The organism is Sphingomonas sp. Leaf257, assembly GCF_001422185.1.
GTDB classification, from domain to species: Bacteria; Pseudomonadota; Alphaproteobacteria; order Sphingomonadales; family Sphingomonadaceae; genus Sphingomonas; species Sphingomonas yabuuchiae.
The window spans coordinates 1-13040 of sequence record NZ_LMMH01000015.1 but is presented as its reverse complement, the minus strand read 5'-3'; the positions used below and the strand labels follow the sequence as shown (position 1 = coordinate 13040).

The following is a 13040-nucleotide window of genomic DNA, read 5'->3' as shown; positions in this document are numbered from 1 at the left end:
AGAACGTCATCAAGCCGCAATGAACCGGCACCAAGGGACGGCCGCATAATCCTTTGGGGGGAATCCATATCATGACGTCGTTCAACCCGCGCTTTGCGGGGCGTTTCCTTGCGTCCAGCGCCTTTGCTCTTATGCTCGCCACGCCCGCCTTTGCGGCCGATCCCGAACCCGCCAAGACGGCTGCGCTCGACGACCAGAAGACCAATGCCGATGGCGCGCTGAACGAGGTCATCGTCACCGCCGAGAAGCGGCCCCAGAGCCTGCAGAAGACGCCGATCGCGATCTCGGTGCTGTCGGCCGAGGATCTGGCGAACCGTCACGTCCAGTCGCTGGTCGACCTCCAGGACGGCGCGATCCCGAGCCTTCGCGTCGCGCCCTTCTATTCGCGCAACTCGGCGCTGATCATGAACATCCGTGGCATCGGCGTGCTGGCCGACAGCAACCAGCCCGCGCGCGACCAGGGTGTGGGCGTGTATATCGATGGCGTGTATCTGGGTCGCGCGCAGGGCCTGGGCACCGCGCTCTACGACATTGAGAGCATCGAGGTGCTGAAAGGTCCCCAGGGCACGCTGTTCGGCCGCAATACCGAAGGCGGCGCGGTCAGCATCGTGACCAAGAAGCCGACCGGCGAATTCGGCCTGACCGCGACGGCGGGCATCGGCAATTTCGGCAGCCACAAGGCCGAGGCGCATCTCAACCTGCCCGAATGGCATAATTTCAGCGTGAAGCTGGACGGCATCGTCACCAAGCGCAACGGACTGGTCGACAATCCGCTGCCCGGCCAGGCGGACTTCAACGGCTTCGACCGCCACGGCGCGCATGTCGAGGTGCTGTGGAAGCCTGAAAGCGGGGTCAGCGCCGACTATGCGTTCGACACTTCCTATGACGCCTCGACGCCGCTCTATCTCCAGACGATCACGGCGGGCACGCTGACCCGCGCGCCTGCTCTGCCGCTCCAGCCGAACCGGGTGCGGGCCGCCAGCATCGGGGTGCCGCAGCAGGAGAGCATCGGCAAGACGCACGGCCATCGCCTGACCCTGGGCCTCGACCTGGCACCGGGCCTTCAGCTCAAGTCGATCACCGCCTATCGCGAGCTGGACCAGAGCCAGTATGACAATGGTGGCCAGAACAGCACCACCTACAAGCCGAACGGCGCGTTCAGCCGCTACAGCCTAGCGGGCTTTGCGCAGAATCAGTTCAGCCAGGAAATCCAGCTGATCGGCGACAGCCCTCGCCTAAAATATGTCGCGGGCGCCATGGCCTATCGCGAGCATACGACCGACAATGCCCAGGCGTTCAACACCATGGTCTGGAACGGCGACGGCACCGCCGCGACCGTGGCGACCTATGACATCGCCTCCGTGCCGTTCGACCGCGCCAGCCGCATCACGACGCGCAGCATCGGCGCGTTCGGCCAGGCGACCTGGACCCCGGCGATCCTGTCCGACCGGCTGCACGTCACGGGCGGCGCGCGCTATACCCGCGATATGAAGCATGGCGAGCTGTTCATCGTGAACGGCAAGACGCCCAATGTCGACGGCGTGGTGGGCCCGCGCAAGCTGGACGCGGCCTGGTCGCGCGTCGACCCGCTGGTGACGCTGGCTTACGATGTGACCGACGCCGTGCATGTCTATGGCAAATGGTCGGAGGGGTATAAGTCGGGCGGCGCCAATTCGCGCTCGCTGCGTTACGCCCCGTTCAACCCGGAAACGCTGTCGATGTTCGAGATCGGCGCCAAGAGCGAGTTTCTCGACCGCCGCGTCCGCCTGAACCTCGCCGCCTATACGGGCGCGTACAAGGCGATCCAGATCGACTTCCAGGCGAATTACCTTCAGGTCGATGCGCAGGGCAATCTGCTCCAGACCAACCGCACCACGATCGAAACCACCAATGCGCCGGGCACCGGCCGCGCCAAGGGCGTCGAGGCGGAACTGACCGTCGCACCGATGGCGGGCCTGACGCTGACCGCCAGCTATTCCTATAACGACGTGACCATCCCGGCGACGGTGAACCCGTTCCCGCAAGGCGCGACCGGCCAGATCGTGACGACGCCGATCCGCATCTATCCGGTCTATACCCCGGCCCATGCCGTCAGTGGCGCGATAGATTACGAGCGGCCGGTGGGCGATTACCGCCTGGTCGCGCATCTGGATGCCAATTACGACAGCGGCTTCTATGCCAATTACAACGATCCCGCGCCCGGCGTGAACCAGCCCAAGGGCGAGCCGGGCTTCATCGTCAACGGCCGGATCGGCATCGCCGATATCGCACTCAACGACACCGGCGCCTTGCTGACCCTGTCGGCCTGGACGCGCAACCTGCTGAACGAACAGCATATGTTCTATAAGGGGCTGAACACGCTGACCGGCGTGTCGGGCTTCTTCAACGAACCGCGCACCTATGGCGTGGAAGCGACGGTGAAGTTCTGATGCGCGGGGGCCTGATCGCCATCGCCGTGGCGCTCGCGGTTCCGGCGGGGGTGGGGGCTTCGGCCTCCGTCCCCACTGGCGCCCCCGTCGCGGTCGCGGCGCATACCCGCGTCCTGCCGCTGCAAGGCGGGCGCAACTTCCGCGACCTGGGCGGCTATCGCACCGCCGACGGGCGGACGGTGAAATGGGGGCTGCTCTACCGCTCGGGCCAGATGCACGACCTGACCGCGGCGGATTATGCCTATCTGCAAAAGCTGGGCATCCGCACCGTCTGCGACTTTCGCGACACGCGCGAGCGGACGGGCGAGCCGACGCTCTGGCCTGCAGGCCAAAAGCCCAAGGTGCTGAGCGACGACTATACGCTCGACGTCAGCGCGATGAAGCTGCCCGGCGATCCCGCCACCTGGACGCACGAACAGGTGGTGACGGCGATGACCGCCACCTATCCGCAGCTGCTCGACCAGTTCAACGGCCAGTACCGCCGCATGTTCGGCGAGCTGCTGGCGGGTGACGTCCCGCTCGCCTTCCACTGTACGGCGGGCAAGGACCGGACCGGCGTGGCCGCTGCGCTGCTCCTGACCGCGCTGGGCGTGCCGAGGGCGACGGTGGTCGAGGATTACCTCCTGTCCAACCGGCACATGGCCCCCGCGGCTGCGCATCCGACCGGCTTCTGGGCGAAGCTGTCCCCTGAGGCCGCGCGCGCCTTTGCCGGGGTCGACCCCCGCTATATCGACGCGGTGTTCGCCGTGACCGACCACCATCCCGGCGGGACGATGGGGTATTTGCGGGACGAACTGGGCCTGGGTCCAAGCCAGATCGCCAAGCTGCGCGCGTTGTATCTGACGAAGGCATAGGACGACTTTCCTCCCCTTCCAGGGGAGGAATAGAGGCACGGGAAAACGATTGTGACGCCTGCGTCATCGACCCGTCATCGCAATCACATCGCCTCGTAACAAACCCCGGCCACGGGGGCGGGAACGACCGGCGCCGGGGGGTGTCGGCACGACCAAGCGCCCAAGGGGAACATCATGCACATCGTCCGTTCCGGCATCCGCGGTCTCGCGGGGGCCTCTCTCATTGCATTGGCGCTGGCCGCTGGCGTGGCACAGGCCGAGGGGGCGGACAGCGCGCCGGCGGGCGTGCCGGCTTCAGGGCCGATCCTGTCCGGGCGCATCTATGACGCGACCGGCGTCGCGCTGCCGGGTGCGCGCGTCGTGGTCGAGGGAACGGGCGCGCAGGCGACCACCAATCTCCAGGGTGAATTCAGCGTCATCACGCCCGAGGAAGCGGGCGACGTCACGCTGCTGATCGACTATCTCGGGCGTCCGCCCGTCACCCGCGTGGTGCCCGCGGCCGAGCGGGGACGTCCGCTCTCGCTGACGCTGCCCGCCGCCAGCGGCGAGCCGGGCGACATCGTCGTCACCGGTGCCTCGCTGCTCGACAATACCGCGCGCGCGCTCAACCAGCAGCGGACCGCCGACAACACCGTCACCATCATCTCGTCCGACGCGATCGGCCGCTTCCCCGATCCCAACATCGCGGAGGCGCTCCAGCGTGCCCCCGGCGTCGGCATCGAGCGCGACCAGGGCGAGGGGCGCTATATCAACGTGCGCGGCGCGCCCAGCGAGTGGTCGGCGGTGTCGGTCGACGGCATCCAGATCCCCTCGGTCGATCCAACGACGCGCGCGGTCGACCTCGACACGCTGCCCTCCGACATCGTCGCCAATCTGGAGGTGACCAAGTCGCTGCTGCCGTATCAGGATGCGGACTCGATCGCGGGCGCGGTCAACATCACCACCCGCTCGCCCTTCGATCGCAAGGGTTTCGCGCTGACCGGCATGGCGGGCGCCAGCTACAATCAGTTCGGCAAGGGCAGCGACTATCGCGGATCGGCCGCGGTCAGCGACACCTTCGGTCCCGACCGCCAGTTCGGCCTGCTCTTTTCGGGCAGCTATTCGCGCACCCATCGTCGCCCCGACAATGTCGAGAACACCTGGACCCAGACGGCGGACGGCCCGCGCGTCACCGAGACGCTGTTCAAGGATTACGACACCAAGCGCCAGCGTATCGCGGGCACCGGTGCGTTCGAATGGCGCCCCTCGGATGCGACCCATGCCTGGGTGCGCGGCACCTATGCCCGGTTCGAGGATGACGAATTCCGCGACCGCATCGGCATATTGTGGAGCGATGGCACGCTGCAGGCCGGGTCGACCGACCGTACCGCGACCTATCGCAACACCCGTATCGAAAAGCAGGTCCGCCACCGTAAGCAGATGAACGAAATCTGGTCGGCGACGGCGGGTATCGAGCAGCGGCTGGGCGACGGCACCATCCGTGCCGACGTGGCCTATAGCGAAAGCTCGCAAACCTATCCGCGCCGCGACGAGCTGCTGTTCCGCTCGACGCTGCGGCCGACGCTTTCCTATGATTTCAGCGATGCCGACCTGCCCGGCTATTCGCTGTTCCAGAGCAAGGAGCATCTCCAGCTCGGCACCTTCGCCTTTCAGGAAAATGCCTATCGGTCGAACACGACCAAGAATGACGAGCTGACCGTGGCGGTCCGCTCGGACCTGCCGATCGGCGATTTCGTGACCTTCTCGACGGGCGGCAAATATCGCGAGCGGCATATCAACGCCGATGAGGAGCGGCTCCGCGACCGTCGCGCGACCGCCGCGCCGACGCAGAACCTGGCCGGGCTGCTCTCCGACGAGGAATCGCGCAACTTCGACTATGCGCTGGGGCAGCGTTTCAACACCGGGCTGGCCGATGCCTATTTCGACGCGACCAAGGCCGCCGCGCAGCGCCGCCTGCCGCAGTCGCTGACCGCCGATTATATCGCCGAGGAGAAGATTTTCGGCCTGTTCGGCATGGCCAAATATGTGAAGGACGGCACGACCCTGGTCGTCGGGCTTCGCGTCGAGACCACCGACTTCGATGCCCAGGCCCCCAGCGTCTCGCGCACCGGCGCGGTCACGACGGCGCGCGGGCGCAACGGCTATGCCGATTTCTTCCCGAACCTGACGCTGCGCCAGGCCTTTACACCCAACCTGATCCTGCGCGCCGCGCTCAGCCGCGCGATCAACCGCCCCAACTTCCCGCAGATCGCCCCGCGCGTGCTCGAGACGAGCGAGGGCAACACGGTGCGGGTCGAGTCCGGCAACCCCGACCTGAAGCCGACTTTGTCGAACAATGTCGATGCGGGCCTGGAATATTACATCCGGCCGCTGGGCGTGATCTCGGTCAACGGCTTCTACAAGGACCTGTCCGACTATCGCTACACGCTGACCAGCACCGGCGTGTATAACGGCGTGGGCGGCGCGATCCTCAGCCGCCCGATGAATGCGCGTCGCGGCGAACTCTATGGCGTCGAGCTCAACTGGCAGCAGCATCTGAACTTCCTGCCGGGCGTGCTGGGCGGCCTGGGGGTGTTCGCCAACTATACCTATACCCAGGGGCACGCGACCTTCGACGCCGCCTATGGCGGGCGCAGCCGCTTCGCGCTGCCGGGCCAGTCGACGCATATGTGGAACGCCAGCGTCTTCTACGAGCGCGGGCCGGTCAATGTCCGCGTCGCCTATACCAAGCGGTCGGACTATCTGGACGAGATCAACGCGACCAACCCCGCGCTCGACCTGTATTGGGAAGGCCGCGGCCAGCTCGACGTGACGGGCAGCGTGCAGCTGGCGAAGGGCATCAACCTGTTCGCCGAGGGCAAGAACCTGACCAACACGCCGGGCGTCCGCTATTTCGGGCAGCGCTTCCGGACCTATGAGTATGAGAAGTTCGGCTACACCCTGTTCGGGGGTGTGCGGGTCAAGCTGTGAGGATGGGGGTGGGGCGTATCCGCAAGCGTGGCCTTCCTGGAAAGGCCCCACCCCAACCCCTCCCCTGAAGGGGAGGGGCATATGTCGTTTCAAGCCCATGTCGCACCGGCCTCAGCGGCAGATCCGAACCCGCTCCCAACCGCGATATTCGGTCCAGCAGCGGCGATAGGGCCGATAATGCGGCCGGTATCCATAGCCCGCACCGCGCCAGCCATAACCGCCGCCACCATAGTCGCGGTCGCCATAACCTTGATAGCCATAGCCCCGATCATAACCGCCCCAATGCGGCGGAGGGGGAGGCGGCGGGGGTGGCGGGGGAGGGGGCGGCGCGCCCCAACCCGGTCCCGGGGGCGGCGGGGGCGGTCCCCATTCCTGCGCACTGGCATTCGCACTGAAACCCATCGTCGCGATCGCGAGGCCGGCGACAATGATACGCGTCACCTTCATGACTGGTCCCTCCATGCCCATGACCGGGCATGGGACAGGATTACGACGCGGCGGGCTTCGGCAGGCTGAACGGGGTTGTTCTGTGGCGTTCAGGAATTGTGTTGGGAGGGGGCGTGATTCCCTCGTGGATGCGCGGACGGGCAGGAAAGCGGCGATTACGCCTCAGGCGCGTTCTGTCGCCACTTCCCTTGCGACTGCGGCGACATCGCCCGCCGGAGCCTGAACAACCTCCAGCGCGATATTGGCTATTTCTGCGGCGGTCACCTGCAACTGCGTGATCGGGCTCGAACTGGTGTCGACGCGGTCCACCCCGGTTTCGGAAATCTTGACCAGAAAGCGATCGACGTCGTTGAGGACGACCAGCTTGATGGATTGGTCCTCATCAAGCGCCAGCTGCTGCACCGTGCCTTCATAGGCCACGATGAATCCGTCATGGCCGGTTTTGGTCAGGACATAAGCGACGACGAACGAGTCACCGCGCTTGACGGCCTGGACAACCGGGTTGAGCCAGCCGAACGCGATCGGATCGGTTTTGTCGGTGACGGCCTCGCGCTGGGCCATCCACTGCGCCAGGGTTCCCGTTGCCAAGCCGATGAGCAGCATGGCGAAGAGCCAGGCCTCAAGCGCGAAGTCGGATGCGCTGCGCGCGCCCGAAACGCCGCCCAGCAGGGCCCGATAGACGTTCGGATCGAAACCGACATCGAAGCATCGATCGGTCCAGCGACACCAGCCAGACTGCGCCGCGAAGGCGCCCGTGCCGAGCAAATGTCCGGCGATCGTCCCGAAAACGACGATAAACAGCGTCACCGTCGAATTGGGTCGATCGGGAGAGGGGCTTAGAAAGTCGGTGCGCTCACCCGCTCTCCAACCCGCCCAGAAACAAAGACCCGGGAATATCAGCAAAAGTACGAGGAATAGAGAATAGCTGAATGCCACGGCATTCAGGCCGTCAGGGTGCCTGACCCGTCCTTCTCATCTCGCTCGGTCGCAGCGGCGCGCACGACATAGACGCCGTTCTCGACGCGCGAGGCCTGGCGCACGGCTTGCCATGTGCCGAAGCGGCTCTTGACCCGGCGGGCAAGCCGCATCGAGGTGCTGGTGTTCACGCGCATATCGATCCTCCAACGCCAGATGTAGAAGTTCGTTCGACGGACGTCCACTCGATGCGTACACAGCCCCGCCTCGCCCCCTCAAAACAGCTTCCGCACCCCAATCCGGATCGATCGGCCGAGCGGGTCGATATAGGCGGGCTGGAAGCGGTTCGGCGTCTGGCCGTTGCGGTCGGTGACGTTGATCCGGTCGTTCAGCACATTCTCGACCGCGAAGTTGACGTTCAGCCCCTTGGCCCAGGGCTTCTTCACGATATTTTCCAGCCGCACGAAGCTGTACAGGACCAGCCAGGTCCGCCCCGAAAAGTGCAAGTCGGAGGCGGCGATGTCGCTGCGGATGCGCGTCGGCCCCTGGAGGCGGCCGTAAACCCCCAGGTTGAACAGGCCATAGGAGAAATGGCCGTTCAGATCGACGTCCCAGCGCGGCCGCCCGCCCGTACCGTTCAGCGTCGCGCCGTCGAGCAGGTCGAGGACCGGGCCGGTGCCGCGCAGGGTCAGACGATCCTCCAGCCGGTAATTGGTCGTTGCCGACAGCCAGAGCGAGGGGGGACGCTTGGGCGGGCGGGGCGGGGGCGCGGGCGGGGTCGCGCTCTTGGCCGCATCGGGCGCCGGAGGGGGAGGGGGCGGCGGGGTCTTGCCCAGCTGCACCTGCGCGTCGATCGTCAGGCGCAGCTTGCGCTCGCGCTCATACGCCAGATTGACCGGGCGCAGGTCGACGCTGACCAGTTGGCCCAGCGTATCGCGGACAAACAGGTCGGGAAAGGCGCGCTGGAACGCCGGGGTCGCACCGCCCAGCGAGGCGGCCTGGTTGTCGATCCGGGTGTCGACATAATCGGTGCTGAGCCGGATATCCTTGTCCTTGATCGGCTGCACCGCGATGCCCAGCGTCGTCACCCGCCGCTTTTCGGGCGCCAGATCGGGATTGCCCCCGAAGATGGTGGTGACGAGCGTGCTGCGCCCTGTGACATAGTCGAAAAAGGGCGTGTTGGGCGTCGCCACCACCGGCGCGACCAGCTGCGTCACGGCGGGCGCGGTCTGCGCGATGTTGATCGAGGCGTTGAGCTGGATGGGGCGGAAGGGCGTCCAGTTCAGCCCCAGATTGGAGGTGCGGAGCCGCCCGAAATCGGACACCTGCGACACCCCCGCCATCGCGTTCAGCTGCATCTCGCCCAGAAAGCCCAGCGAGCCTTCGCGCGCCGAGGCGATCGGCACATTGGCGTTGACGCTGGCCCCGCGCATGGTGCGCCCGATCCCATCGGTGGGGAGGGACAGGTTGGTCTGCGCGTCGCTGTCGATGCGGCTATAATCGGTTGTGACGGTTAGCATCGCCTCGCCTGCGGGCAGGCGGACGACGGGGCCGTTGGCGGTCGCCTTCATCCCGATCGTGTCGGATGCCGCCCGGCTGCGGTTCCGGTCGCGTTGGGCGCCAGTGACGGGATCGGTTGCCGCCATCGGATCGCCGCCCGCCCCGATCGACGCCTGAAGCGCGCCCAGCGGCACGCCGATCTCCGAGGTGCTGCGCGACACCATCCGGTCGTAATTGCCGGTGATCGCCCAGCTCCAGCGCCGGACATCGCCGGTCAGCGTACCGCCTGCATGCAGCGCCATGCTGGTCGTCCGCTGATGCAGCACGCTGTCGGGCAGATAGCGATAAAGCAGCGTGTCGTTGGCGAAGGGAAAATTCCCCAGCCCACCGGTCACGCGCAGCAGCGCGGGGGCGAGGCCGTTCAGCCCCTTTGTCTGGATCGCCTCCATCGACACCATCAGCGACCCCGACACGCTCTTGGTCAGGGGGGAGGCGATGCTCGCCTCGCTATGGATGGTGTCGGTCAGCGGCTGAAGCGTGCGATAGGGGCCGAGATCGGTGACCCCGGCCGGGCTGTTCGCATAGGCCGCAAGCGTCCCCCGCGCGGCCGGATCGATCGGCACGCCCGCCAGCGTGACGCTCCGCCCCGCCAGCGCGTCCAGCCGGGGGTCCAGGCTGGCGCCCTTCACCCCCGTCACATTGCCGGTGGTCGCGAACAGCGTCTCTGGATCGGGCACGATGTCGCGCTGGCTCTGGAGCACCGGGTCCTGCCGCAGATGCGAGACGTTGAAGGTCAGGCGGCGCGGTCCGTCGATCCGCGCCGAGGTGACCTCGCTATATTTCGTTCCGCCCCCGCCCTCGGTCGTGATGCCGGGCAGGAGATGGACCGTGACCGCGCGGAATTTCTTCTTGGTGATGAAGTTCATCACCCGGACATTGGGCGGATAGCCGAAGCGTGCCGCCTCCTGCTCGGGCAGGACCTCGATCCGCTCCATCGCCTCATAGGGCAGCGACTGGAACTCGGCGAAACCCGAGACGCGCCGCCCGTTGAGCAGCATCACCGGCTCGCCCCCGCCCGAGGAGCTGGTCAGCGCCTTCACCTTCTTCAGCAGATCGCTGAGACTCGTTGCGCCCAGCGCCGCCAGCGCCTGGGCATCCAGCACCGCGACCGGCTCGACCGCGCCGATGATCGATCCGGGGATACGCTTGCCGGTGACGGTGACCTCGGGGGAGGGCGGATCGGAGGGCGGGGCCTCCTGCGCCGATATCCCGACCGGTATCGCCAGACTCAGGACGATCGCCGTCCCCCTCACACACCCGTGCAGGCGCGCGCTCCCCCCGTATCGCATCGTCAAGCCACTCCCATCGCCGACGTGAAGATTTATTTGTAGTGTGGCGATGATGTCACAATTATGGCTGAGCCGGGGGCTGGGCCGATTTTATCGGGCGAGGAATGGCATGAGCGTCCCTCAATGAGGCTGGACGAGATGTAGGGCATTGGCGCCCCGCCTAGCTAAAGCGTCGGCAGCGCCTGGTCGGCGACGAAGGGCGCGGGGGTCGCGGCCGCGCGACGGCTGAGCACGTTGCGCATCACCCGGATATAATGGTCCGCGCCATGCTCGATGGTGAAGCGTCGTGCCTGGTGCAGCGTGCGCCTTGCATCCTGGGTCCGGGGCCGGGCGGCCGCGATCGCGGCGGCAAAACCCGCTCCGTCGCCGACCGGGACCAGCGTACCGAGCGCGCCCTGCTGCAACAGCGCGCCCATCGAGCGGCTGCAATCGGTGGCGACGATGCCGATATTGGCGGCCAGCCCCTCCAGGATGACGGCGGGCACGCCCTCATAATGCGAGGACAGGAGCAGCGTGTCATATCCCGACAAAAGCCCCGCCGGATTGGTGACATAGCCCCGGAAATCGACCCGGTCGGCGATGCCCAGCGACGCCGCCAGCGCCTCCAGCGCCTTCCGCTCCGGCCCTTCGCCGAACAGGGTCAGCGTGTCCTCGGGGGCGCTGCCGCGGGCGAAACCGCGCAGCATCAGCGCGAGGTTCTTCTGCGCGGCCAGCCGGGCGATGGTGACGAAGCGGCGTCCCGATCGCTCCGGTCGCTCCGTGGGAGGCTCGCGCAGGGACAGGATTTGCGCTTCCGACAGGGCAGGGTCGGGGATGATCGCGACGCGCGCGGGCGACACGCCGACGCCTTGCACGATCTCGGCGCGCATCGGCTTTTCCATGCCGACGAAATGGTCGATCGCCAGCCCCTGGATACGCAGCCATATCCGGTAGAAGACCCGGTAGAACCAGGACGCATCGGTGCGGTCGAGATTGTTGCTGATCTTGGCGATGATCGGCGGACAGTCGCGCCCCAGCACCAGCTTCAGCATCACCGCGACAAAGGCGTAGGTATTCCCTGCGCAGAACAGCACGTCCGGTCGGATCGTCCGCACCGCGCGCGGCAGGGTGGCGACCATCCAGATCGTCTCCCAATACGCGATGCCCGGCCAGCGCCGCTTCGGAGTGACGAAATCCAGCCCCGCGCCGACATCCTGCGCCATCGCGCCATCGGTCCGCCCCAGGAACAGCGGCGCATCGACCCCGGTCGCGCGCCAGCGATGGACGAGGCGCAACGCGATCCGCTCGACCCCGCCGGGCTCGAAGCTGTGCAGGAAGGTCAGGACGCGCAAAAAGCCGCACGCCCTGTACGAAACCGATCTCGCCCGGAATTCCCGCCCATAATCCGCCCCCGATAGCATGACCGACAGGGAAAACGATACCCTATCGTGACGTATTCGTTATGATAGGTCGATCACCCCTCACCCAGCTCCGACTAAGCCTTTGCTTCGCAAAGACCAAATCTGCGCAACCCTCTCCCCTCTGTGAGGGGCGAGGGAGGGTTAGGCACAATGCTGTTCCGGCATATGACAGGCGAAGCGAAGAGGGATCGCCTCCATCTGGATCGTTTCTCATCCGCCCTCGGTCGGCTTCTATCAGGCGATGGGGGCCATCATTACCGGGACAAAGCCGCCTACGATCAAAGCCCGGTGGAGCAGACCGGTCCTGACGATAGTGATCTAGCCCCATTCCGTTCCCACTCTCCTGCGAATAGCCTGGGCTACACCTCCCGAAGCGGAGGCCATTGGCGGGCGGTGTGGATCAGCACCAGGATCCAGACGGTATCGGCGACGACCTCATACACTAGGCGATAGCTTCGATGCGGGGTCAGTTCGCGGGTGCCGAGGACCTCCCCCTCATGCCCCAGCATCGGGAAGTCGGCCAGGGCGGCGACGGCGTCGCTGAACAGCCTGTCGATGCGCAACGCCGCACCGGGATCGCGGGCGGCGAGATAGTCCCAGATCGCAATGCGATCCCGCTCGGCTTCCGGCGTCCAGCGGACCTTCACGCCTGGTCGGCAATCCCGGCACGGCGCGCGGCGAAATCGGCCTCCACAGCGGCATCGGATCGTCCGTTACCCGCATGGACGGACAGTCGGGCGGCCGCGACCTTGCGTTGCAGGAAATCGCCATGCTCCTGCCGACCCTGCTCCCGCCGGATGAATTCTCGCATCAATTCCCGCATCACCTGGGATGCCGGACGGTGGCTGGCCTCGGCTGCGGCCATGAATTCGGCGCGGAGATCGGACTCCAGCTTCATGGTGAAAACAGCGGCCTTCGGCATCGGCATCCTCGCATCGGTACTGACAAGGTATATACCGATGAGGCGCATCGAACAATAGCGCCCCCTCTTTACCCTTGCCTTTGCCCGGAAAGCGACCCACCCGCGTGGCCGATGAGCGACGAACGGAGACAGGGCTGGTGGCTGGGCCCCTGGTTGCGGGGGCAGGGCGGCATCCTGCTGGTACTGACGCTGGTCGCGCTGGTGGTGCGGGCGCGGACGTTCGGGAATCCGGTGATCGGGTTCGACGAGCAATT

10 protein-coding genes are annotated in these 13040 nt (G+C 66.3%); 3 read left to right on the top strand and 7 right to left on the bottom strand.

Annotated elements, in window-relative coordinates; genetic code table 11:
- The first annotated feature begins 71 nt into the window (after positions 1 to 71).
- The 3 genes from ASF14_RS10355 to ASF14_RS10345 all read left to right on the top strand — a co-directional run bounded on the left by ASF14_RS10355 (position 72) and on the right by ASF14_RS10345 (position 6253).
- Positions 72 to 2429, top strand: coding sequence for a TonB-dependent receptor (locus tag ASF14_RS10355; protein WP_056434729.1), 2358 nt, complete (start codon positions 72 to 74; stop codon positions 2427 to 2429).
- A complete protein-coding gene (locus ASF14_RS10350) occupies positions 2429 to 3283 on the top strand; it encodes a tyrosine-protein phosphatase (protein ID WP_056434727.1) in 855 nt (284 codons plus the stop codon). Before ASF14_RS10355 ends, ASF14_RS10350 begins: the two co-directional genes overlap by 1 nt.
- Positions 3284 to 3457: 174 nt before the next feature.
- Positions 3458 to 6253, top strand: coding sequence for a TonB-dependent receptor (locus ASF14_RS10345; protein ID WP_201780570.1), 2796 nt, complete (start codon positions 3458 to 3460; stop codon positions 6251 to 6253).
- Between the two features lie 111 nt (positions 6254 to 6364).
- On the opposite strand, the gene ASF14_RS22020 is transcribed toward ASF14_RS10345, so the two are convergent.
- From ASF14_RS22020 to ASF14_RS10315, 7 genes are all read right to left on the bottom strand, one after another.
- On the bottom strand, positions 6365 to 6700 hold the full coding sequence (locus tag ASF14_RS22020; RefSeq protein WP_056434725.1) for a hypothetical protein: 336 nt from the start codon (positions 6698 to 6700) through the stop codon (positions 6365 to 6367).
- Between the two features lie 162 nt (positions 6701 to 6862).
- Positions 6863 to 7507, bottom strand: coding sequence for a hypothetical protein (locus ASF14_RS10335; protein ID WP_056434724.1), 645 nt, complete (start codon positions 7505 to 7507; stop codon positions 6863 to 6865).
- A gap of 134 nt (positions 7508 to 7641) precedes the next feature.
- Complete coding sequence (locus ASF14_RS21480; RefSeq protein WP_156361133.1) at positions 7642 to 7806, bottom strand: hypothetical protein; 165 nt, start codon at positions 7804 to 7806, stop codon at positions 7642 to 7644.
- An 84-nt stretch (positions 7807 to 7890) separates the two neighbouring features.
- Positions 7891 to 10428 (bottom strand): TonB-dependent receptor domain-containing protein, encoded by a 2538-nt coding sequence (locus ASF14_RS10330; RefSeq protein ID WP_236697016.1) that lies wholly within the window; start codon positions 10426 to 10428, stop codon positions 7891 to 7893.
- A 200-nt stretch (positions 10429 to 10628) separates the two neighbouring features.
- Positions 10629 to 11795, bottom strand: coding sequence for a glycosyltransferase (locus ASF14_RS10325; RefSeq protein WP_056434720.1), 1167 nt, complete (start codon positions 11793 to 11795; stop codon positions 10629 to 10631).
- Between the two features lie 428 nt (positions 11796 to 12223).
- Positions 12224 to 12511: a type II toxin-antitoxin system RelE/ParE family toxin gene (locus ASF14_RS10320; protein WP_056434718.1), complete on the bottom strand. Its 288-nt coding sequence runs from the start codon at positions 12509 to 12511 to the stop codon at positions 12224 to 12226.
- Positions 12508 to 12834, bottom strand: coding sequence for an antitoxin of toxin-antitoxin stability system (locus ASF14_RS10315; RefSeq protein WP_236697015.1), 327 nt, complete (start codon positions 12832 to 12834; stop codon positions 12508 to 12510). Before ASF14_RS10315 ends, ASF14_RS10320 begins: the two co-directional genes overlap by 4 nt.
- Positions 12835 to 13040 lie beyond the last annotated feature (206 nt).